A 22,841-nucleotide genomic window follows, 5' to 3' on the forward strand; every position below is an offset into this window, starting at 1 on the left:
CCCGTGGCCGACATAGCGAGCCGCGTCCTCGTCGCCGGCGCCCGCGTCGCCGGCACCGCCTGCGCCGAGGTCCTCCTCGACCGCGGCGCCGACGTCACCGTCTACGACCGCGACGACTCCGAGCGACTCCGGGCGCTCGCCGCCCGCGGCGCCCGGACCGCCACCGGCGAGTTCGACCCGGCCCTCCTGGACGGCGTCGAGCAGGTCCTCCTGTCGCCCGGGTTCCCGCCGCACCACCCGATCGCCGCGGCCGCCCGCGACGCCGGGATCGAGACGTACTCCGAGCCCGAGCTCGCCTGGCGGCTCCGCGAGGACGGCGCCGCACGGTGGTTCGCCGTCACCGGCACCAACGGCAAGACCACCACCACGACGATGCTCGCCGCGATGCTCCGCGCCGGCGGGCTGCGCACCGCCGCCCTCGGCAACATCGGCGTCCCGCTCGTCCAGGCCGCCAACGGCCCCTACGACGCCATCGCCGTCGAGCTCTCCAGCTACCAGCTCCACTGGTCCTCGACGCTCGCGCCCGCGGCCGGGGCCGTCCTCAACCTCGCCCCGGACCACCTCGACTGGCACGGCGGCTTCGACGCCTACGCCGAGGCCAAGGCCGCGGTCTGGCGCGGCGGGCAGGCCGTCGCGAACCTCGACGACCCGGCCGTCGTCGCGCTCGCCAAGCACGCCGACGCGCACGTCACCGGCTTCACGCTGAACCAGCCCGAGCCGGGCCAGTTCGGCGTCGCCCTCGGCTTCCTCGTCGACCACACCGGCGACACGCCGGTGCAGATCTGCTCGGTCGACCTCGTCCGCCCCGCCGGGTGGCACAACGTCGCCAACGCCCTCGCCGCGGCCGCGCTGGCCCGGCAGGCCGGGGTCTCGCACGCCGACATCGCCGCGGCGATCCGCGCCTACACGCCCGAGCCGCACCGCAACGTCGCCTTCCTCGAGCACGCGGGCGTCACCTGGGTCGACGACTCCAAGGCCACCAACCCGCACGCCGCCGCCGCGGCCCTCGCCGCCTACGACGCCGTCGTGTGGGTCGCCGGAGGCCAGCTCAAGGGCGTCGACGTCGACGGCCTCGTCGCCGAGTTCGCCCACAAGCTGCGCGCCGCCGTCCTCATCGGACAGGACCGGGCCGAGATCGCCGACGCGCTCGCGCGACACGCCCCCGGCCTCCCCGTCGCCGTCCTCGACGGCGGCGACGATGCGGTCATGACCGACGTCGCCGCCCGCGCCGCGGAGTTCGCGCGGCCGGGGGACACCGTGCTCCTGTCGCCCGCCGCGGCCTCCTACGACATGTTCCGCTCCTACGCCCACCGCGGCGACGCGTTCGCCGACGCGGTGCGGGGGCTGATCGGGGAGGACGCCGGGTGAGAAGCGGGTTCACCGAGCTGCTGCGCGGCCTTCTCGACCGGCCGCTCGCCTCGTACTACCTGCTGCTCTCCTCCGCGGGCCTCCTGCTCACGATCGGCCTGGTGATGGTCTTCTCCGCCACCATGGTCGAGTCGTACGAGGCCACCGGCAACGCGTTCGCCGTCATCCTCCAGCAGGTCATCTGGGCCGTCGTCGGCCTGATCTGCTTCTGGATCGCGCAGCGCCTGCCCGCGCGCACCTACCGGTCGGTGTCCCGCCCGCTCCTGGTCATCGCGATCCTCCTCGGCCTGTTCCTGGTCGTCATGTCGATCCGCGACCGGCAGCTGGAGGCGTCCGGCGCCGAGGCCTCCGGGCTCGCCACCGACAACCTGTGGATCCACATCGGACCGGTCCAGTTCCAGCCCGCCGAGATCGCCAAGTTCGCGCTGCTGCTGTGGGCCGCCGACTCGCTCGTGCGCCTGGGCCCGCGCATCGCGTCCTGGCGCGACCTCGCGATCCCCATGTTCCCGATCGCGGGCCTGCTGATGATCATCATCGGCTACGCCGACCTCGGGACGATGCTCATCATCGTCGCGATGTTCATCGGCCTCCTCTGGGCCTCGGGGGTGCCGCTGCGCATCCTCGGCGTCCTGTTCGCGATAGCCCTGGTCGGATCGGCCCTGCTCATCGCCTTCGAGGGCTACCGCATGGAGCGGATCATCTCGTTCTCGCGGCCCGAGGACTTCGCCGACACCTGGGGCTACCAGGCCATCCAGGGCTACTACGCGATCGCCGACGGCGGCTGGTTCGGCCTCGGCCTCGGCGAGAGCCGCCAGAAGTGGGACTGGCTCCCCAACGGCCACAACGACTTCATCTTCGCGCTCATCGCCGAGGAGCTCGGCGTCGTCGGCTGCCTGGTCATCCTCGCGCTGTTCGCCGTCCTCGTCTACACCGGCTTCCGCATCGCGCGCCGCTCCGACGACCCGTTCCGGTCGCTCGTCGCCGCGGGCGTCACGATCTGGATCGCCGGGCAGGCGTTCATCAACATCGGCGGCGTGCTCGGCCTCATCCCCATGACCGGCGTCCCGCTCCCGTTCATCTCGGACGGCGGCACCGCGCTCGTCGTGGTCCTCGCCGCGGTCGGGATGCTCGCCGGGTTCGCGCGTGCCGAACCCGACGCCGCCCAGGCGCTGCGGGCGCGCAACCCCTCCCGTCTCGTACGCTTGCTCTGGGCCCCCCTGCCGCCCGCCCCTCGCTCCGAATCCGACTCGGAGACCACCAAGAAGAGTCCTACGACCAGAAAGACATGACGTTGCCACAGCTTCGATCGGTCGTCCTCGCCGGCGGCGGCACCGGCGGCCACATCTACCCGCTCCTGGCCTACGCCGACTGCCTGCGCCGCCACGACCCCCACGTGCGCGTCACCTGCCTCGGCACGGAGAAGGGCCTGGAGAACGACCTCATCCCCAAGGCCGGGTACGACCTCCGCAACGTCCCCGCGCACCAGCTGCCGCGCAAGGTCAACCTCGACCTCCTCCTGACCGCGCCGCGGATGCTCAAGGCCATGAAGGCCACCCGGGACGTCCTCGACGAGGTCCAGGCCGACGTCGTGGTCGGCTTCGGCGGCTACGTCGCCGTCCCCGCCTACCTCGCCGCCTGGCGCCGCAAGACCCCCATGGTGATCTTCGAGTTCAACGACCCGCCGGGGGTCGCCAACAAGATGGCCCTGAAGTTCAGCGACAACCTCGCGCTCGGCTTCCCGCACCTCGCGCAGGCCTCGCCGATCCTCGCCGACGGCGAGTTCACCGGCGTCCCGCTGCGGCCCGCGATCAGCCACCTCGACCGCAACGCCATGCGCGCCCAGGCCTGCCAGTACTTCGGCCTCGACCCGCGCCGGCCCGTGCTGTTCGTCTACGGCGGCTCCCAGGGCGCGGCCTCGATCAACAACGCCGTCTCCGGTGCGGCCCAGATGCTCGCGCACCGCGGCGTCCAGGTCCTCCACATCACCGGCGCCCGCCGCGACGAGCCGGTCCACATCCCCGAGGGCCTCCCGGTCGCGTACCGGACGCTCCCGTACCTCGACCGCATGGACCTCGGCTACGCCGCCGCGGACATGGTCCTGGCGCGCGGCGGCTCCATGACCGTCGCCGAGGTCTCGGCGCTCGGCATCCCCACCGTCTTCGTCCCCATGCCGTGGGGCAACAAGGAGCAGTACCGCAACGCCGGGCCCGTCGTGGCCGCGGGCGGCGCGATGTTCTGCGACGACGAGAACCTCAGCCCCGGGTGGATCGCCGAGCACCTCATCCCGGTCATCACCGACCGGAACCGCGTCCTCCAGATGTCGCAGGCCGCGGCCGCCTTCGGGTCCCGCACCGGCGACGAGGCGCTCCGCAACTACACGCTGAAGGTGGTCTCGCAGGCATGAGCGATCCCAACGACCTGACCAGCCCCATCGACGAGGGCGTCACCGCCGAGGACCTCGGGCACGTGCTGTTCATCGGGGTCGGCGGCGTCGGCATGAACGGCCTCACCCGCCTCTACGCCACCCGCGGGCTCCCCGTGTCCGGCTCCGAGACCAAGGAGTGGCCCTCGCTGCCGGAGCTGGAGCGCCTCGGCGTCACGCTCCACCGCGAGCACGCCGCCTCGAACCTCGACGGGATCGACACCGTCGTTCGCTCCACCGCCATCAACGACCAGCACGTCGAGGTGGTCGAGGCCCGCCGCCGCGGCATCCCGGTCCTCCACCGCTCCGAGGCCCTCGCCGCCGCCACCACCGGCCGCCGCTCGATCGTCGTCACCGGCACCCACGGCAAGACCACCACGACCGCGATCATCACGCAGATGCTGGAGCACGCCGGCCTCGCGCCGTCCTATGTGAACGGCGGTGAGAACATCGGCGCCTTCACCGGCGCCCACGGCTCCGGCGACCTCTTCGTCGCCGAGGCCGACGAGTCCGACCGGTCCTTCCTGCGCTACCGGCCCGAGGTCGGCATCGTCACCAACATCGACGTGGACCACCTGAACACCTACGGCGACATGGACGCTCTCACCGAGGCGTTCGAGCGGTTCTGCCGCAACACCGACAAGGACGGCCTCCTCGTCCTGTGCGCCGACAACCCCGGCACGCTCGCGCTCGCGAAGCGGCTCCGGGCCGAGGGCCGCACCGTCGCCACCTACGGCTTCAGCGACGGCGCCGACGTCCAGCTCGGCGACGTTGAGTCCAGTGTGGACGGCGTTGACTACACGGTCCTCTACGAGCACCAGGTCCTCGGCCGCTTCCACCTGCCCATGCCCGGCAGGCACATCGCCCTCAACTCCACGGCCGCCGTCGCCGTCGGCCTGTACCTCGGCCTCGAGCCCGAGGACATCGCCGCCGGCATCGCCGCCTTCGGAGGGGTCAAGCGCCGCTTCGAGAAGCGCGGCGAGATCGACGGCTACGCGGTCTTCGACGAGTACGCCTACCACCCCACCGCGATGACCGAGGCCGTCAAGACCCTCAAGGAGGTCGCCGGCGACGGCAGGCTCGTCGTGGTCTTCCAGCCCTACCGCGTCTACCGCACCATCGCCATGCGCGAGGAGATCGCCGCCGCGCTCTCCCTCGCCGACAAGGTCGTCGTCATGGAGATCTTCGGCCCCGGCGAGCCGATCCCCGACGGCGAAGGCGGCCAGGCGCTCCGCGACGCCATCGCCCTCCCCGAGGAGGACAAGGTCTTCGTCGCCGAGTGGGACGACGTGCCCGCCGCCGTCAAGGCCCTCGCCGCCGAAGGCGACGTCGTGGTCACCATGGGCGCCCCGCCCGTCTCCCTCATGCCGGACGACCTCCTGCGCTGAAGCCCGGACGGGCCCGCGACCGCGGGCCCGTCCCCCTTTGGGGCGCATCCGCTTCGCGGGGACCCGGCCCCCGGCGACCGGGCAGTAACATGACGGTGACCGCACCCCACCCACCCGGCAGGTGACCGCCGCATGGCGACCGTCAAGAAGCTGCTCGCGGACGCGAGACGATCGGGGCAGACCTCGCTCGACCTCTCCCGCTCGAACCTCACCAAGGTCCCCGACGGCGTCAGGGGCCTCACGCGGCTCACCTCCCTCGACCTCTCCGTCAACGGGATCACCCACCTCCCCGAATGGATCGGCGAGCTCACCGGCCTGACCGGCCTCAACCTGTTCGGCAACCGGATCGCCGCCCTCCCCGAGTCGATCGGGCGGCTCACCGCGCTCTCCTGGCTCAACCTCGGCGACAACCAGCTCACCGCCCTCCCCGCCTCGATCGGCAACCTCGGCGCGCTCCTCCGGCTCGACCTCGACGCCAACCGGATCACCGCGCTGCCCGGCTCCATCGGCCGCCTCACCCGCCTCCGCCGGCTCGACCTCCACCGCAACCGCCTCACCGACCTCCCCGCGTCCCTCGCCCGCCTCCAGGCGCTCACCTGGCTCGACGCGAGCGGCAACCGGTTCGGCGCCCTGCCCGAGCCGGTCACCGAGCTGACCGGTCTCACCTGGCTCGAACTGCACCGCATCGGCCTCACCGAGCTGCCCGACACGATCGACCGCCTCGTCAACCTCGTCCACCTCGGCCTCGACTCCAACCGGCTCAGCACCCTGCCGCGCGCGATCACCGCGCTCACCGCCCTCGACCGGCTCAACCTGAACAGCAACACGTTCAAGGAGCTGCCCGAGTTCATCGGCGGCCTCACCTCGCTCAGCCGCCTCGACGTCGAGAAGAACGGGCTCCGCTCCCTCCCGCGGTCCCTCCTCCAGCTCGACCACCTCGGCGGTCTCTACCTCGACGGGAACCTCCTCCCGCCCGAGCTCCGCGCCGCCGCCGAGACCGGCCTGCCCGAGCTTCGCAAGCTCATCGAGGGCACCGACGTCGAGGGCGCCGACTTCCGCGAGTCCAAACTCGTGCTCGTCGGCGAAGGCGAGGTCGGCAAGAGCTCCCTCCTCGCCGCCATGCGCGGCGAGCCCTTCGACCCCGAGCGCGGCTCCACCCACGGCATCGAGGTCAAGACCCTCGAACTCACCGGCCCCGACGGCGACCCCGCCACCGCGATCGCCCTGAACGCCTGGGACTTCGGCGGCCAGAAGGCCTACCGCCCCACCCACCAGCTGTTCTTCACCGCCCCCGCCGTCTACGTCGTCGTGTGGAAGGCCCGCCAGGGCCCCATGCAGGGCTTCGTCGACTACTGGATCGACCTGATCCTCCGCCGCACCAGCGACGCCGACGTCACGATCCACATCGTCGCCACCCACGCCGACGCCGACGGCCAGCACCCCAAGATCGACCAGGCCGGCCTGCGCGAGCGCCACGGCGACCTCATCGGCGGCTTCCACTTCGTCGACTCCGCCACCGGCACCGGCGTCGCCGGCCTCAAGGCCGCCCTCTGGCGGTCCGCCGCCGCGATGCCCCAGATCAACCGCGCCGTCCCCGCCAGCTGGAGGAACCTGCGCCGCAGCCTCATCGAGAGCGGCGAGTCCTATCTCGAGTACAGCGCGTACGAGCGCCGCGCCGACGCGTTCGGCCTCGACGCCGGGGCCGCCCGCGCCCTCGCCCGCATCGCCACCCAGCTCGGCTACTGGATCCACTACCCCGAGATCCCCGGCCTCGACGACCTCGTCGTCCTCAAGGGCGACTGGCTCTCCACCGCCGTGGGCATCGTCCTCGACGACCCCGCGACCGCCGGCGCCAACGGCCTCGTCGAGCACCCCCACCTGGGCGACCTGTGGGACGACCCCGGCCGCGGCCCGCGCTACCGCTACGACCCCGCGTTGCACCCCGCCCTGGTGCAGCTCATGGAGAAGTACGACATCTCCTACCGCATCCCCGGGAAGCGCGGCCGCCCCGAGCGCAGCCTCATCGCCCAGCTCCTCGACGAGGCCCCGCCCCCGCTCGACGAGGTCTGGGACGCCTTCGGGCCGCGGCTCGCCCACGACGCGCAGCTGTGCGAGTTCCTCGACGCCAACGGCGCCAAGGCCGTCCCCGAGGGCCTCATGCACCAGCTGATCGTGCGCTGGCACCGCCACTCCCTGGGCCGCGAGCGCTTCGAGGACTCCGTCCACTGGCACAGCGGCTTCGTCATCGCCCCCGACCCGTTCTCGCGGGCCCTGGTCCGCCTGGAGGGGCAGCGCCTGCGCATTGAGGTCAAGGCCGTGTACCCCGAGCAGTTCCTCCACGAGTTCGTGCAGGACCTGGAGGCGTACGCGAAGGAGCTGTGGAGCGGGCTGCGGCTCAAGCGGCTCGTGCCGTGCGCGGGCGTGTGCATCGACCCGGACGCCTCGGAGGCCGGCCTGTTCGGCATGGAGCGGCTGCTGTCGCGCCGCCGCCTCGGCAGGAAGACCGCCGAGTGCCGCCGCTGCTGGCAGGACGTGCCGATCGACGGGCTCCTGCACCGCCGCCCCGCCGACGACGGCCCGGTGGAGGCCCCGGTCCCCGCCGCGCTCCGGCCCGTCGCGACCGACGCGATCGAGCAGTGGACGCAGACCCAGGAGGAGCTCCGCAAGATCATTGGGCTGCTCTCCGACGAGGCGGTCCACGGGCCCCGGTTCTACACGGTCGAGCTGCGCGACAAGGGGTCCTGGACGAAGCGGCTGACGCACGTCGGCATCCGGGTGGTCCTGTGGTGCGAGCACTCGCAGATGCCCCTGTACGTCCTGGACGACGACCCGGCGAGCGGCGTCTTCGACATCGACGTGCCCCGCGAGTGGCTGCTCAAGTCCGCGCCGCTGATCCGCCGCACCCTCAAGGTGCTGTGGTCCACGGTCCTCCCCGGCGGCTCGGTCGCGGTGGACCTGCTCGTGCCGTCGTTCGACCCCGCCGCGATCGAGAACCACCTCGAGCTCGCCGAGGAGTCGTTCAAGGTGATCGCCGAGATCGGCGAGGACGCGCTTGCGGCGGCCGCCGAGCAGCCCTGGGCCACCGGCTCGGGTGGCGCCCGCTCCGGCGCGGAGCTGCGCCGCCTGCACGCGTTCCTGAACAAGGCCGACCCCGGCTACGGCGGGCTGGAGCGGGTCCAGGACCGGGGCCGGTTCCTGTGGGTCCACCGCCGCTTCGCGGGGGAGTACGAGCCCGGCGTCCCGACCTTCGACCGGACCTGAACGCGGCGGCGCCCGCCGGGGAGTCCCCGGCGGCCGCCCGCGAACGCGGGTCCGCTCAGTCCCAGGGCATCCCGTTGCGCCAGTAGCCCATGAAGGCCCCCGACTCCTTCGGGAGGCCCAGCTCCTTGCGGATGGTGAAGCGGAGGGTCTTGACCACGCCGGTCTCGGCGGCGATCCAGACGTACGCGCCCCCGGCGGCCGCCTCCTGCGGCGCGTCCCAGATCATCTCCTCGGCGGTGTCCTCGAACTCCCCGCCGGCCGCGAAGTCCATGGCGCGGGCGGCGTCGGTGACGGCCGGCACGAGCCGGTCCCCCCAGACCGCGCCCTCGCGCGGCAGCCAGTGGACGCGGACCCCGGCGGGGGCGTCCAGCTCCAGGACGTCGGCGGCGGTGGGCACCTCGATGTAGACCGCGCCGCTCGCGGCGGCCGGCAGGTCCTCCAGGATCGCGGCGATCGCCGGGGCGGCGGTCTCGTCGCCCGCGATGAGGAGCTCCGCTCCCTCGGGCGCGTGGAAGTCGACCCCGCCGGCGTTCCCGTCGTAGCGCGCGTCCGGGCCCAGCAGGAGCAGCTCGTCGCCGACCGCGGCGGTCTGGAGCCAGCGCAGCGCCGGCCCGCAGTGCTCGTTCGCGCCGGCCTCGTGGATCACCATGTCGACGTCGACCTCGCCGAGCTCGGGCCGGACGGCCCGCACGGTGTAGGTGCGCACGCCGCACTGCTCCTGCTCGGGGAGGGCCCGCAGCTCGGAGTACCAGCGCTCGGAGCGGGGCATCTTGTCGAAGCCGCACGCGGGGGCCGGGAAGATGAGTTTGAACCGCTGGTCGAATCCGTTGTCCGCGAAGTGGTGGAGGGTGTCTCCGGCGAAGGTCACCCGGAGGAAGGAGGGACTGAGGCGCCGCAGCGCCCGCACCTGCACGGTGAACAGGTCGAACGCCCGGACGGTCGTCGCCTGGGTCGGTGCCTCGGTCTGCGTCGCCACGCGCTGCTCCTCCTAGATTATAAGGTTTGCCTAACCTTATCCGACGGTACCTTATCAGCGCCGCGCGTCGTGCCGCCACCGTCGGGTGGCCCGCGCGTGCCATGATCGACCCATGCGCGGCTCCGACAATCCGACCGGGCCCGGGTCCTGGCGGCTCGTCCACGTGGTGCGCCGGGGCCTCCCCGACAAGCGCCTGCGGTTCGCCGTCGTCGGCGTCCTCGCCCTGGTCCTCGTCGCCTTCGCGGTCCTGTGGGCCGCGCCGTGGTTCGAGGTGAAGCGGATCGAGGTCGAGGGCACCGCCGTGCTCGAACCGGCCGAAGTCGAGGCGCTCGGCCAAGCGTCCCTTGGCGATCCGCTCCTCGGGGCCGACCTGGACGCGCTCGCGTCGGCGGTGGCGGCGCTCGCGCCGGTCGCCTCGGTCGAGGTGACCCGCTCGTGGCCGGACGCGCTCCGCGTGGCCGTCACGGAGCGAAAGCCGTATATGGCCGTTCCCACCGGAGAGGAGACTTTTCTCATGGTCGACTCCGAAGGTGTGGCATTCGACGAGTCCGATTCGCCTTCCGGAACTCAGTGGACTGTCGAACTCGACGATCCGTCACCGGACGACCTCGCCACCGTGGAGACCCTGGCGGTGCTCGAATCGATCCCCCCGAGCCTCGCCGACGAGGTCGAACACGTGGAATCGCCGTCCCCCGCGGGGGTCACGCTGTTCCTCGAAGGTGGACGGACGGTCACGTGGGGCGACGGGTCCGAGGGCGAGCAGAAGGCGGAGGTCGCAGACCGATTGCTCGCGGTCGGGTACGAACATGTCGATGTCAGCGCACCAGATGCACCCACTGTGAGTTAGCGTTAAGGGGAGCGGGTGTGCGCGCACATCCCGTTCGTCGCACCCAGGGCCGCGCGAAGGGGAAGGAAGGCAGCCGCGATGACACCACCGCACAACTACCTCGCCGTCATCAAAGTCGTTGGAGTCGGAGGCGGCGGCGTCAATGCTGTCAACCGGATGATCGAGGCGGGCCTCAAGGGCGTCGAGTTCATCGCCATCAACACCGACGCCCAGGCGCTCTTGATGAGCGACGCCGACGTCAAGCTCGACGTCGGCCGGGAACTGACGCGCGGCCTCGGCGCCGGCGCGAATCCCGAAGTGGGGGCGAAGGCCTGCGAGGACCACCGCGACGAGATCGAGGAAGTCCTCAAGGGAGCCGACATGGTCTTCGTGACCTGCGGCGAGGGCGGCGGCACCGGCACCGGCGGCGCTCCGGTCATCGCGAACATCGCCCGCAAGCTCGGCGCGCTCACGATCGGCGTGGTCACCCGGCCGTTCGCCTTCGAGGGCAAGCGCCGCCAGACCCAGGCCGTGTCGGGGATAGAGGATCTGCGCAACGAGTGCGACACGCTGATCGTCATCCCCAACGACCGGCTCCTCCACCTCGGCGATCGCTCCATCTCCATGATGGACGCCTTCCGCCTCGCCGACCAGGTGCTGCTCTCCGGTGTCCAGGGCATCACCGACCTCATCACCACGCCGGGCCTCATCAACCTCGACTTCGCCGACGTCAAGAGCGTCATGAGCGGCGCGGGCTCGGCCCTGATGGGCATCGGCTCGGCGCGCGGCGAGAACCGCGCCGTCGAGGCGGCGCGCGCGGCCATCGAGTCGCCGCTGCTGGAGCAGAGCATGGAAGGGGCGCGCGGCGTGCTCCTGTCCATCGCGGGCGGTTCGGACCTCGGCCTGTTCGAGATCAACGACGCCGCCGAGCTCGTCTCCGACTGCGCGCACACCGACGCGAACATCATCTTCGGCGCCGTCATCGACGACGCGCTCGGCGAGGAGGCCCGGGTGACCGTCATCGCCGCCGGCTTCGACGTCGAGGACGAGGCCGCGTTCGAACTGGCGCAGCCGACCCGCATCTCCGCACTGCCCGAGCAGAAGCCGGAGCCGATCCGCGAGGCCAAGCCCGAGCCGGAGCGCGAGTCCGGCGGCGGCAAGGTCCTGTTCGACGACGTCGACGTCCCCTCGTTCCTGAAAGAGGGCTTCTAGCGGCGGCGCTCCGCCGGGGCCGCACCTGCACCCGGCGGGCCGCCGCTTCGAACCCGTACGCCGCCACCCCACCGCCGAGGACCGCCTTGACCACAGATGCGCGCCGAATCCAGTTGCAGGACAACCTGAACCGGACGCGCGAGGCCGTCGCCGCCGCATGCGCCGCCGCGGGCCGCGCCCCCGAATCGGTCCGACTCGTCGCGATCACCAAGACCTTCCCCGCCTCGGACGCGGCCGCCCTCACCGGACTCGGCCAGGCCGACCTCGGGGAGAACCGCGACCAGGAGGCCGCGCCGAAGGCCGCCGAACTCGCCGCGCTCGGCCTGGAACCGGTGTGGCACTTCGTCGGACAGCTCCAGCGGAACAAGGCACGCTCGGTCGCCGCGTACGCCGACTGGGTGCATTCGGTGGACCGCGAACCGCTCGCCGACGCGCTCGACCGGGGCGCCGAGTCCAACGGGCGGCGGCTGAACGCCCTCGTTCAGGTGAGCCTCGACGGGGACACCTCGCGCGGCGGCGTCCCGGTCTCCGGGATCGCGCGACTCGCCGAGCGCATCGCCGGACTCGGCTCGCTCGACCTCCGGGGGGTCATGGCCGTCGCGCCGCTCGGCTGGGAGCCCGCCAAAGCCTTTGCGCTGCTGAACGAGTGCTCAGAGGCGGTGCGCCGGGTCGACGCCGGCGCCACCGAGGTCTCCGCCGGCATGAGCGGCGACTTCCGCGAGGCGGTCGCGTGCGGGGCCACAATGGTCAGACTCGGGAGAAACGTCCTCGGCGAACGTGAGCCGATGGCGTAAGGTATACGGCAGTAAAGGGATCTATGCCGCGGCCGGTCATCGGTGAACCGCGGAAACACACCTCCGTGTAAGGAGTCGGCGCTAGGATGAGACCGCGTACCTGACTCAACAGCAGGGGCGGCCCGAGGAGGGAGCACGTTCGATGGGCGCGATGCGGAAGGCAGGCATCTGGCTCGGCCTCATCGAGGACGAGGAGGACCGCGGCTACAACGGTTTCGAGGAGAACGACGAGTTCGCCGAGGAGCCCGCGCCCGCGCCGGCCCGCGTGCGCGGCTCGCAGCGGACCACCGGCCGGGTCGGCCGTCCCGCCGAGGACCGCCGCGCCGTCGAGGACCGCAGTCCCGTCCGCCAGCTCAACCGCGGCTCCGGTTCGGTCACCCCCCTGACGCGCGACAACCTCGCGCTCGCCGAGCCCGCGCTCGTCCGGCCGGTCCCGGCTGAGGAGGAGTCGCACGCGAACTACCGGATCACCACGCTCCACCCGACCACGTACAACGAGGCGCGCACGATCGGCGAGCGCTACCGCGACGGCACGCCGGTCATCATGAACCTGTCGGAGATGGAGGAGGCCGACGCGAAGCGCCTGGTCGACTTCGCGGCGGGGCTGATCTTCGGCACCCGCGGCTCGTTCGAGCGGGTGACCAACCGTGTGTTCCTCCTCTCCCCGCCCCACGTCCAGGTGACGGCGGAGGACAAGGCGAAGATCGCCGAGGGCGGGTTCTTCAACCAGCCGTGACCGGGCGGATAGACTCCGTACCGTGAACCTGGCACTCCAGCTCGTCTACTTGGCGCTCTTCGCGTTCTACCTGTTCCTACTGGCTCGCCTGGTGTGCAGCGTGGTGGTCCAGTTCTCCCGCCGCTGGGAGCCCGGCCCCCGGGCCGCCGCCCTGCTGGAGACGGTCTACAGCGTGACCGACCCTCCCCTGAAGGGGTTGAGGAAGGTGATACCCCCTCTCAGGCTTGGTACTGTATCGATTGATCTGGCGTTCCTGGCGCTGCTCCTGATCGTGTGGATCCTGATGGACTTCGTGATCGCGGGATTCATCTCCTGAAGCAGTTCCGGGCGGGGGTGCACGGCACGGTTATCGTGTCGGGTGGCCTTGTGCGCCAGGCGAACAGCTGAGAAGGAGTTTCGAATGCCGCTGACCCCAGCCGACGTTCACAACGTCACGTTCAAGAAACCCATGCTCGGAAAGCGCGGATACGACGAGGACGAGGTCGACGGTTTCCTCGACGAGGTCGAGCGCGAACTCGCTCGCCTCAGCGATGAGAACGGCGAGCTTCGCGCCCAGCTCGACAGCCTCCGCGCCGGTGCTCCCCCCGGAGCCGCCGACCACGCCGAGATGGCCGCCGCACTCGACCGGGTGCAGCGAGAGAAGCACGCCATGGAGCAGCAGCTCCAGGACCTCGACGGCGAGCTGCACGAGATGCACCAGCAGATGGTCGCCTCGCAGCAGCAGGCCCAGCAGCTCCAGCAGGAACTGGCCCAGCGCCCCCAGCAGGACGCGTCCGCGCCCGGCGGCGGCGCCGGCGGCGAGCAGGAGGCCCTGCGCCTCCTCATGGTCGCCCAGCGCACCGCCGACGAGCACCTGGAGGACTCCCGCCGGGAGGCCGACACGCTCCTGAGCGAGGCGCAGCACGAGGCCCAGTCGATGGTCTCCGAGGCGCAGCGCGAGTCGCAGGCGATGCTGTCCCAGGCCCAGCGCGAGTCCAAGACCATGGTCACCGAGGCCCAGCGCGACGCCGACACGATGGTCACCGAGGCCCGCACGCAGGCCGAGGACCTCGTGGGCCAGGCCCGCGACAAGGCCGAGCGCATGGAGATGGAGACCGAGGAGGAGCGCCAGAAGGTCATCGGCCAGCTGGAGGAGTCCCGCACCTCGCTGCTCCACAACATCGAGGAGCTCAAGACCTTCGAGCGCGAGTACCGCACCCGCCTCAAGCTCTACCTCGAGAGCCAGCTCCGCGACCTGAACGGCCAGCAGAGCCGCACGCAGGACGAGGCCTTCGAAGAGCCCCAGCGCGAGGCCGCCAACGAGCGCACCGGCGCCCGGTCGGCCTTCGTCATGCAGGGCGGCCGCGGCTGACCCTCCCGCCCCCTGGGAGACGCAACCGTGTCGCGGGTCGCGACATTGGCACGCCTGCGGGCATAACCTGAACGGGGATCGCCTCGTTATCCATGGGTGAGCGGGTGAGGGCGCCGGTGTTCTTCGGAGCACCACTGGCCGCCCTCACCACCGCCACCACCACCATGCGTTAACGATCCGCGGTCCCCCTCCGGGGGCCGCGTAGGACCGCGTTCGGGACCCGCTGCCCGCGCGCAGGGGAGGACTCGACGTGATCGTCAGCAGCCTGCTGATCCTCGTCATTGCGGCGGTCTTGCTGGTCATCGGCATGATCACCGGAAACGACCAGTTGCTGGTCTCGTCGATCTCGGCGAGTCTCGCCGCCGGGATCGCGCTCTACGTCGGCATCCGCGGGAGGGGCGCCAAACGCCCGCGGATCGCGTCCCAGCGGACCGGCCGCCCGGCCGCCGACGACGACACCCAGCAGTTCCGCCGGATCGGGCTCGACGACACCCCGACCACCGAGCTGCCGCTCATCGAGGGCAAGGTCTTCGAGTCCACGGACTACGCCGTCGACCGCGACCCCGAGCTCCGGTTCGAGGAGCCGCCCCGCCAGATCGCCGGCCACCGGGCCCCCGAGTCCCTGGCCGACGAGCCCACCGAGCAGCGCATGTCCAGCGTCGAGGCCGCCGGCCTCATGCGCCTGGACACCGAGGTCGCCGTCGTCGACGGTCGGCCCCGGTTCCACCACACCGCGTGCGCGCACCTCACCGGCCGCGAACACGAGCCGCTGCCGGTCGCCGAGGCCCTGGAGCTGGGATTCACGCCCTGCGGCATGTGCGAACCGGCCTCGCGGCTCCTGATGGCGCCTGCCGCCGGCCGGTGAACGCTGACGCACAGTCCGGAGGCAAGTTCCCGAAGTAATTGACCTAGTTGCAGGTCTTGCGTATCCTGTGTGCTTAATTGCGCGGCAGGTCCCGCCTCGGCGGGGCCTGGCGCGCAATTGTCCTCGTCTCGACGGGGACGTCAGGAGTACGCCAACTCGGGAGCCGCGATGCCGAACGCCCGACGCAGGGCACAGCAGCGGCCCCGGCGTGCCCAGGCCCGACCGGAACCCGAGCCGACACACCCCTCCAGAGGCGCGTCATGAGTCCAGCCAAGAAGACCCAGCAGCCGACCGCGAAGCAGGCGGCCGTCACGACCGCCGCGAAGAAGACCGCGGCCAAGAAGGCGCCCGTCAAGAAGGCCGCGGTCAAGAAGACCGCGGCGAACGCCGACTCCGCCGCGAAGGCCGCCGCCCCGGCGCCGGCCCCCGACGCCGACCACCAGCTCCGCACCGAGAGCGAGCAGGCCGAACTGCGGGCCGCCCTCAAGGAGCGGCTCGACGAGCTCCTCGCCGAGCAGCAGCGCTACACCGACTCCATCACCGTCGCCCAGCGCGAGCGCCTGAGCGACACCGCCGGGGACGACCAGATCGACTCCGGCTCCAAGACCGTCGAGCACGAGCACGAGGTGGCCGTGGCCGGCGCGATCTCCGAGCGCATCCGCCAGGTCAGCCACGCCCTCGAACGCATCGACGAGGGCGGATACGGCTTCTGTGAGAAGTGCGGTACACCCATCCCGGCGGCTCGTCTCGCCGCCTTCCCGTCGGCTACCCTCTGCGTCAGTTGCAAACAGCTGGAGGAGCGACGCTGAGCGAGGACACCCGGCCCGAGGCCGCCGACGGCCCCGGGCCCGACGAGACCCCCACCGACACCCCGCGGCGGCGGCCGGGACTGACCCTGGCCGCCCTGCTCATAGCGGCGTTCGCCGTGGGACTGGACCAGTGGACGAAGTTCCTGGCCGAGGCCAACCTCGACCCCCAGGAGCCGGTGCGCATCCTCGGCGGCCTCATCTACCTGAGCCTGACCTGGAACTCCGGCGCCGCGTTCAGCCTCGGCACCGGCTACACCTGGATCTTCACGATCGTCGCCTCGGCGGTCGTGGTCTTCCTGGTCTTCCTCTCCCGGAAGATCGCCTACCCGGCGTGGGCGGTCGCGATCGGCCTCGTCCTCGGCGGCGCGGCCGGGAACCTCGTCGACCGCTACTTCCGCGAGCCCGGCTTCGCCCACGGCCACGTCGTCGACTTCCTCAGCGCCTTCAAGCCGTTCGGCGAGGCGTTCCCCATCTTCAACATCGCCGACTCGGCACTCTGCTGCGGCGTGGTCCTCATCGTGCTGCTGGAGCTCACCGGGCACGGCTTCTCGCCCGAGTCCCGCACGCCCGCCAAGGACGAGCAGGACGTCGAGGCGGAGGCCGCATGAGCGACGTCGCCGCCCGCCAGACCCGGTCCCTGCCGGTCCCCGAGGGCTTCGAGGGCCAGCGCATCGACCAGGTCGTCTCGCGCCTCCTCGGACTCTCGCGCACCGTCGCGGCCGAGCTCGTCACCGCCGGCGACGTGACGATCGACGGCGTCCCCTGCGCCACCAAGTCCGAGCGCGTCACCGCCGGCGCCTGGCTCGAGGTCGTCCTCCCGCCGCCGCCCGAGGACGTGCGTCTCCGCGTCGAGGAGCCGGTCGTCGGCCTCGACGTGGTCTTCGACGACGACGACATCGTCGTCGTCTCCAAGCCCGTCGGCGTGGCCGCGCACCCCAGCCCCGGCTGGACCGGCCCCACCGTCACCGGCGGCCTCGCCGCCGCCGGGTACCGGCTCTCCTCGCACGGCCCCGACGAGCGGCAGGGCATCGTCCACCGCCTCGACGTGGGCACCTCCGGCCTCATGGTCGTCGCCAAGAGCGAGGCCGCCTACTCCGAGCTCAAGCGCGCCTTCAAGGAACGCAGAGTGTCGAAGCGGTACCGGGCCGTCGCCCAGGGGCACCCCGACCCGCTCTCGGGCACCGTCGACGCCCCGATCGGGCGCCACCCGCGCCACGACTACAAGTGGGCCGTGGTGGCCGACGGCAAGCCCAGCGTCACCCACTACGACACCATCGAGGTCTTCCCCGGCGCCTCCCTGATGGACCTCGGCCTGGAGACCGGCCGGACCCACCAGATCCGCGTCCACTTCTCCGCGCTCGGCCACCCGCTCGCGGGCGACCTGACGTACGGCGCGGACCCCGTGCTCGCCGAGAGACTGGGCCTGACCAGGCAATGGCTGCACGCGTACCGCCTGGAGTTCGCCCATCCGGCCACCGGCCGGACGGTCACCTTCACGAGTGATTACCCCGAGGACCTCGAGGCCGCGCTGGCGCGGTTGCGAGCCGACCAATAGGCAGCCACTAGACTGGACGAAGGTGCCCGCCGCACCGTCGCAGCGGGCATGACGCACGCCTCACCCACGGGCCCCGACCGCCCGCGATTCGCAACAGGCCTTGAGGAATCGTTGTGTTCTAATAGTCGCGGGTGGTAACGGTGTCCGGTCGGGACGGCGAGGGAACGCGAGCCGCGGTGCTCGCGGCCCGACCACCGCATCGGTCGAGAGGAGGTCGCACGTGAACACGCCCGAAGCATGGAGCAACGACCGCAACAACGACAGTTCGCGCTGGCAGAAGCTGCTCGGTCGCGGCCGCGGTCGCGCCCCGGGCGCGCAGCAGACCCCCACGCCCCCGCCCCGCGAGTCCTATCCGCCGTCGCCCCCGGCGGGACCCCCTCCCGGCCAGGCGCACTACTCGGTGCCGACCGCGGGCCGCCGCCCGCCGGTCGCCACGCAGACCCCGCCCAGCGCCGCGCAGATGACCCAGCCGATGCGCCCCCAGCAGGGCCTGCCGCCGCAGCCCCGGCAGCCGCAGCGCCCGAGCGTCGAGCCCAGCCCGGTCGCGCTCCAGCGCCTCCGCCGCGACCTGGGCCGCAGCCGCGTCATCGCGTTCATCAACCCCAAGGGCGGCGTCCACAAGACCACCGCCACCGTGCTCTCGGCCGCCGCGATGGGCACCGCCCGCGAGGGCGGCGTCATCGCCTGGGACGACAACGAGCTGCGCGGCACCCTCGGCCTGCGCGCCGGCTCCGCCCGGCACGGCCGCACCATCCGCCACCTCGTGGAGCACCTCGACCAGGTCGAGGCCGCCGGCGTCCACCTGCCCGAGCACCTCGACGAGTTCCTGCGCCACTCCTCCGACGGCTCGTTCGACGTGCTCGCCGGCGACGAGGACCCCAAGCTCCAGCGCCGCCTCGACCCGACCACGGTCCTGCGCGTGCTCGACATCCTCACCCGCACGCACAACATCGTCTGCATCGACACCGGCAACAACGTCGAGTCCCCGAACTGGCGGACCGTCGTCTCCTCCGTGGACCGGCTCGTGGTCACCACGGTGCCGCGCGAGGACGCCGCGTTCTCGGCGGACTGGATGCTCGACCACCTCGAGGAGGGCGGCTACGGCCACCTCGTCAAGAACGCGGTGACGCTCCTGTCGATGCCCACCCCGAACCCGGGACCGCTCCTGCACGACCTCCAGCGGCACTTCTCGCAGCGCACCCGCGCCTGCGCGGTCGTCCCGTACGACCCGTCGCTGGAGCCGGGCGCGAAGATCGAGTTCTCCGCGCTGCGCCCCGAGACCCGCGCCGCCTGGTTCGAGGCCGCGGCCACCATCGTCGACGGCCTGTAGCCGCCCGCCGTACCGGATCATCCCGCCGGAGCCGGAGTCCGCTGTGGCAGGATTCCAGGCGTGACCGACGAATCGACCCCCGAACCCGGCCCCCGCGCCGACCCCCGCGTGTACGGCGGCGAGCGGGCGCGCTCGCAGCGGACCGTCGGCCGCGACCTGCTGGCCGCGGGCGTCCTCGCCGTGGTCCTCGCGGCGCTCGGGTTCCCCTTCGCGATGCTGTGGCAGATCGTCACCCCGCGCGTGGAGTTCGTCGTCGTGGACGGCGGCTGGGCCTCGGTCGAGACGTACCCGGAGGGCTACATCGAGGGCGACCTCGTGTTCGCCGGGATCGGCCTGGCCCTGGGCATCCTCGCGGCGGCGCTCGCCTGGTCGGCGATGCGCGAGCGGCGCGGCCCCGTCCTCCTCCTCGGCCTGGTCGTCGGCTCGGTCGCGTGCCAGTTCGTCGCCTGGAAGATCGGCGCGCACGAGTGGCAGCAGTTCTGGGACGCCGTCGAGCGCGCGCCCGTCGGCGTCCACATGTGGCGCCCGCCGTCGGTCCTGTTCGTCGAACTCGACCCCGCCGCGGCCTGGAACGCGCTGAAGGTCGGCGAACTCACAGTCGCGCTCGACTCGCTCCAGCTCGGCGCGCTCGCCGTCATGGCCCTCGCCGCGACCTTCACTTACACCGTCTGCGCCGGTTGGTCACGTCGGCCCAGCCTTCGAACGGACGCTCCCGAATAGCGGTATGCCCTTTGACCTGGAAATGCGGGTGACTACGCTTGGAGCGTGCTCAGACGCATCGACCTTTCCGGAGCCGTATCCGACTACCCGGCCCGCGCCCTGCGCGAGCTGATGCCGCGCGCCGCGTTCGACGTGAACGAGGCCCTGCGGTCGGTCCAGCCGCTCATCGACGACATCGCCCACCGCGGGACCGCCGCCGTGGTCGAGATCGTCGAGCGCTTCGACGGCGTGCATCTGGAGCACCTGCGCGTCCCCGAGGCCGCGATCAAGACCGCCGTCGCCGAGCTCGACCCTGAACTGCGGCGCGCGTACACGACCTCGATCGACCGGGTCCGCACCGCGCACGAGGCCCAGCGCCTCCCCGACGTCGTCACCGAGGTCGCCCCGGGCGGCACGATCACCGAGCGGTACCTGCCGGTCGGCCGCGTCGGCCTGTACGCGCCCGGCGGCCTCGCCGTGCTCGCCTCCTCGGTCATCATGAACGCCGTCCCCGCGCAGATCGCCGGCGTCGGCTCCATCGCGCTCGCGAGCCCTGCCCAGAAGACCAACGGCGGCCTGCCCGACCAGGGCATCCTCGCCGTCGCCGGGCTCCTCGGCATCGACGAGGTGTACGCCGTCGGCGGCCCGGCCGCGGTCGGCATGTTCGCCTACGGCACCGACGAGTGCGAGCCGGTCGACATGATCACCGGCCCGGGGAACATCTACGTCACCGCCGCCAAGCGCGCGGTCCGCGGCCTGGTCGGCATCGACGCCGAGGCTGGGACCACCGAGATCGCGGTCATCGCCGACGCCGGGGCCGACCCGGTCCACGTCGCCGCCGACCTGGTCAGCCAGGCCGAGCACGACCCTGCCGCCGCCTCGGTGCTCATCACCGACTCGGCGGCGCTCGCCGACGCCGTCGACGCCGAGCTCGCGCGCCGCGCGCCCGAGGCCCGCCACGCCGAGCGCATCCTCACCGCCCTCAAGGGCGAGCAGTCGGGGACGATCCTCGTCGCCGACCTCGACGAGGCCGTCGCCGTCGCCGACGCGTACGCCGCCGAGCACCTGGAGGTGCAGACCGCGGACGCCCGCGCGGTGGCCCTGCGGGTGCGCAACGCCGGAGCGGTCTTCATCGGCGCGTACTCGCCGGTGTCCCTCGGCGACTACTGCGCCGGGTCGAACCACGTGCTGCCCACCGGCGGCTGCGCCCGCCACTCGGCCGGGCTGAGCGTCCACACGTTCCTGCGCGCCGTCCACCTCATCGACTACTCCCGCGAGGCCCTCGAGGCCGTCGCGGCCGACGTGGTGGCCTTCGCGAACTCCGAGGACCTCCCGTCGCACGGCGAGGCCGTGTCGGCGCGATTCGAGGCGGCGCCGTGAGCGAGATCGAGGACCTGCTCCGCCCGGACCTGCGCGGGCAGTCGCCCTACGGCGCACCGCAGCTCGACGTCCCGGTCCAGTTGAACACCAACGAGAACGCGTTCGCGATCCCCGAGGACGTGGCCGCCGTCGTGGCCGAGTTCATCGGCCGCGAGCTGCGCGGGCTCAACCGCTACCCCGACCGCGACGCCGTCGCGCTGCGCGCCGACCTCGCCGCCTACCTCGGGCACGGCCTCACCGCCGACCACGTGTGGGCCGCCAACGGCTCCAACGAGATCCTCCAGCAGTTGCTCCAGGCCTTCGGCGGCCCCGGGCGCACCGTGCTCGGCTTCATGCCGTCGTACTCGATGCACCCGCTGCTCGCCCGCGGCACCGGCACCGCCTTCACCGACGCCGGCCGCGAGGACGGCTACACGCTCAGCGCCGCCCACGTGCGCGACGCGATCACCGCGCACGACCCGGACCTGGTGTTCCTGGTGTCCCCGAACAACCCGACCGGCACCGCCCTCGAACCCGAGGTCGTCGCCGCCGCCTACGAGGCCGCCCGCGGCATCGTCGTCATCGACGAGGCGTACGCCGAGTTCGCCCGCGACCCCGGCTCGACGGCCCTGGGCGCCCTGGAGGGCCGCAAGCGGCTCGTCGTCACCCGGACCCTCTCGAAGGCGTTCGCGTTCGCCGGGGCCCGCGTCGGCTACCTCGCCGCCGACCCCGAACTCGTCGAGAAGCTGCTGCTGGTGCGCCTGCCGTACCACCTGTCGAGCATCACGCAGGCCGCCGCGCGCGGCGCGCTCGCGTGCGCCGCGCAGCTCCAGGCCGAAGTGGACGAGCTGAAGCACCAGCGCGACCGGATCGTGAAGAACCTGCGCGCCAAGGGGCTCCCGGTCGCCGACTCCGACGCGAACTTCGTGCTCGTCGGCGGCCTCGCCGACGCGGCCGCCGTCTGGCGACTGATCCTCGATCAGGGCGTGCTCATCCGCGACGTCGGCCTCCCCGGCCGCCTCCGGATCACCGCCGGCACCGAGGACGAGACCACCGCGCTGCTCGACGCCTTCGACACGGCGCTGGGGCAGCGACCCGAACTGTTCGACACGCAGGAGCAACAACCGTGAGCCGCACCGCGCACATCGTCCGCACCACCGGTGAGACCAGCGTCGACGTGTACGTCGACCTCGACGGCACCGACAAGGCCGTCGACGTCTCCACCGGCGTCGGCTTCTACGACCACATGCTCCACCAGCTCGGCAAGCACGGCGGGTTCGACCTGAAGATCGCCGTCAAGGGCGACCTGCACATCGACTCCCACCACACCATGGAGGACACCGCGATCGCGCTCGGCCAGGCGTTCGCCGAGGCCCTGGGCGACAAGGCCGGCGTGGTCCGCTTCGCCGACGCCTCCGTGCCGCTCGACGAGGTGCTCGCGCGCGCCGTCGTCGACCTCTCCGGCCGCCCCTACATGGTCCACGAGGAGCCGGTCGACATCGCCCCGATGATCAGCACCGACTACCCGACCTCGATGACCCGGCACATCCTGGAGTCCTTCGCGTACCACGCGCGGATCTGCCTGCACGTCACCGTGCTCCGCTCGGCGAACCCGGGCCAGAAGCCCGACGCGCACCACGTCATCGAGGCCCAGTTCAAGGCCCTCGCGCGGGCGCTGAAGTACGCCACCCGCATCGACGGCACCGACATCCCCTCCACCAAGGGCGTGCTGTGAACTGGGCCGGACCGATCCTGCTCATGGCGCTCGCGGGCATCCTCCTCGGCGGGGCGCTCAGCCTGCGCAAGGGCGGGAAGACCGCCGCCGCGGTCGTGACCGGGCTCCTCGCCGCCGCCGCGTTCGGCGGCGGCCTCTATCTCGTCTACGGGTAA

Annotated in this window: 21 protein-coding genes and 1 pseudogene; 21 read left to right on the top strand and 1 reads right to left on the bottom strand. The window is 72.0% G+C overall.

The genetic code is table 11. The annotated features are described in order from the left end of the window. The first annotated feature begins 3 nt into the window (after window positions 1-3). The 5 genes from murD (at window position 4) to ABD419_RS07135 (ending at window position 8,439) form a co-directional block, all read left to right on the top strand. On the top strand, window positions 4-1,368 hold the full coding sequence (gene murD / locus ABD419_RS07115; RefSeq protein WP_344483755.1) for a UDP-N-acetylmuramoyl-L-alanine--D-glutamate ligase: 1,365 nt from the start codon (window positions 4-6) through the stop codon (window positions 1,366-1,368). Beyond that, window positions 1,365-2,657: a putative lipid II flippase FtsW gene (gene ftsW / locus ABD419_RS07120; protein ID WP_344483757.1), complete on the top strand. Its 1,293-nt coding sequence runs from the start codon at window positions 1,365-1,367 to the stop codon at window positions 2,655-2,657. Before murD ends, ftsW begins: the two co-directional genes overlap by 4 nt. 2 nt (window positions 2,658-2,659) lie before the next feature. After that, a complete protein-coding gene (locus ABD419_RS07125) occupies window positions 2,660-3,772 on the top strand; it encodes a UDP-N-acetylglucosamine--N-acetylmuramyl-(pentapeptide) pyrophosphoryl-undecaprenol N-acetylglucosamine transferase (RefSeq protein WP_344485308.1) in 1,113 nt (370 codons plus the stop codon). Then, a complete protein-coding gene (murC, locus tag ABD419_RS07130; protein WP_344483759.1) occupies window positions 3,769-5,178 on the top strand; it encodes a UDP-N-acetylmuramate--L-alanine ligase in 1,410 nt (469 codons plus the stop codon). The genes ABD419_RS07125 and murC overlap by 4 nt, the downstream gene beginning before the upstream one ends. A 132-nt stretch (window positions 5,179-5,310) precedes the next feature. Beyond that, window positions 5,311-8,439, top strand: a complete 3,129-nt coding sequence (locus ABD419_RS07135) for a leucine-rich repeat domain-containing protein (RefSeq protein WP_344483762.1) — start codon at window positions 5,311-5,313, stop codon at window positions 8,437-8,439. Between the two features lie 55 nt (window positions 8,440-8,494). Here ABD419_RS07135 and ABD419_RS07140 read toward each other — a convergent pair whose 3' ends face one another. Next, the gene (locus ABD419_RS07140; protein WP_344483765.1) at window positions 8,495-9,415 is read right to left on the bottom strand and encodes a siderophore-interacting protein; all 921 of its coding nucleotides are present in this window, start codon (window positions 9,413-9,415) and stop codon (window positions 8,495-8,497) included. Window positions 9,416-9,527: 112 nt separating this feature from the next. Between ABD419_RS07140 and ABD419_RS07145 the strand changes: the two genes are divergently transcribed. From ABD419_RS07145 to ABD419_RS07220, 16 genes and pseudogenes are all read left to right on the top strand, one after another. After that, window positions 9,528-10,262 (top strand): cell division protein FtsQ/DivIB, encoded by a 735-nt coding sequence (locus ABD419_RS07145; protein WP_344483768.1) that lies wholly within the window; start codon window positions 9,528-9,530, stop codon window positions 10,260-10,262. Between the two features lie 78 nt (window positions 10,263-10,340). Further along, window positions 10,341-11,283: pseudogene (gene ftsZ / locus ABD419_RS07150) on the top strand (cell division protein FtsZ); the annotation flags it as partial. A gap of 256 nt (window positions 11,284-11,539) precedes the next feature. Beyond that, entirely contained in the window at window positions 11,540-12,247 is a 708-nt protein-coding gene (locus ABD419_RS07155) for a YggS family pyridoxal phosphate-dependent enzyme (protein WP_344483774.1), read from the top strand. A 142-nt stretch (window positions 12,248-12,389) separates the two neighbouring features. Continuing rightward, entirely contained in the window at window positions 12,390-12,983 is a 594-nt protein-coding gene (locus tag ABD419_RS07160) for a cell division protein SepF (protein ID WP_344483777.1), read from the top strand. A 22-nt stretch (window positions 12,984-13,005) separates the two neighbouring features. Further along, window positions 13,006-13,299 carry a YggT family protein gene (locus tag ABD419_RS07165; RefSeq protein WP_091043670.1) on the top strand — a complete coding sequence of 98 codons (294 nt, stop codon included), beginning with the start codon at window positions 13,006-13,008 and terminating at the stop codon, window positions 13,297-13,299. A gap of 84 nt (window positions 13,300-13,383) precedes the next feature. Then, entirely contained in the window at window positions 13,384-14,334 is a 951-nt protein-coding gene (locus tag ABD419_RS07170) for a DivIVA domain-containing protein (protein WP_344483786.1), read from the top strand. Window positions 14,335-14,584: 250 nt separating this feature from the next. Further along, entirely contained in the window at window positions 14,585-15,199 is a 615-nt protein-coding gene (locus tag ABD419_RS07175) for a hypothetical protein (RefSeq protein ID WP_344483789.1), read from the top strand. Between the two features lie 260 nt (window positions 15,200-15,459). Next, on the top strand, window positions 15,460-16,008 hold the full coding sequence (locus tag ABD419_RS07180) for a TraR/DksA family transcriptional regulator (protein WP_425555962.1): 549 nt from the start codon (window positions 15,460-15,462) through the stop codon (window positions 16,006-16,008). Further along, complete coding sequence (gene lspA, locus ABD419_RS07185; protein ID WP_344483792.1) at window positions 15,981-16,616, top strand: signal peptidase II; 636 nt, start codon at window positions 15,981-15,983, stop codon at window positions 16,614-16,616. Before ABD419_RS07180 ends, lspA begins: the two co-directional genes overlap by 28 nt. Then, window positions 16,613-17,563, top strand: a complete 951-nt coding sequence (locus ABD419_RS07190) for an RluA family pseudouridine synthase (RefSeq protein WP_344483795.1) — start codon at window positions 16,613-16,615, stop codon at window positions 17,561-17,563. The genes lspA and ABD419_RS07190 overlap by 4 nt, the downstream gene beginning before the upstream one ends. A 220-nt stretch (window positions 17,564-17,783) precedes the next feature. Beyond that, window positions 17,784-18,893, top strand: a complete 1,110-nt coding sequence (locus ABD419_RS07195; protein ID WP_344483797.1) for a MinD/ParA family ATP-binding protein — start codon at window positions 17,784-17,786, stop codon at window positions 18,891-18,893. Window positions 18,894-18,953: 60 nt separating this feature from the next. After that, complete coding sequence (locus tag ABD419_RS07200) at window positions 18,954-19,613, top strand: DUF2567 domain-containing protein (protein WP_344483800.1); 660 nt, start codon at window positions 18,954-18,956, stop codon at window positions 19,611-19,613. 45 nt (window positions 19,614-19,658) lie between these two features. Continuing rightward, entirely contained in the window at window positions 19,659-20,972 is a 1,314-nt protein-coding gene (gene hisD, locus ABD419_RS07205) for a histidinol dehydrogenase (protein WP_344483803.1), read from the top strand. After that, window positions 20,969-22,081, top strand: coding sequence for a histidinol-phosphate transaminase (locus ABD419_RS07210; protein WP_344483806.1), 1,113 nt, complete (start codon window positions 20,969-20,971; stop codon window positions 22,079-22,081). Before hisD ends, ABD419_RS07210 begins: the two co-directional genes overlap by 4 nt. Then, window positions 22,078-22,686: an imidazoleglycerol-phosphate dehydratase HisB gene (gene hisB / locus ABD419_RS07215; protein ID WP_344483809.1), complete on the top strand. Its 609-nt coding sequence runs from the start codon at window positions 22,078-22,080 to the stop codon at window positions 22,684-22,686. Before ABD419_RS07210 ends, hisB begins: the two co-directional genes overlap by 4 nt. After that, window positions 22,683-22,841 carry a hypothetical protein gene (locus ABD419_RS07220; RefSeq protein ID WP_344485370.1) on the top strand — a complete coding sequence of 53 codons (159 nt, stop codon included), beginning with the start codon at window positions 22,683-22,685 and terminating at the stop codon, window positions 22,839-22,841. Before hisB ends, ABD419_RS07220 begins: the two co-directional genes overlap by 4 nt.

Source organism: Glycomyces endophyticus (genome assembly GCF_039531525.1).
Taxonomy (GTDB): Bacteria; Actinomycetota; Actinomycetes; order Mycobacteriales; family Micromonosporaceae; genus Glycomyces; species Glycomyces endophyticus.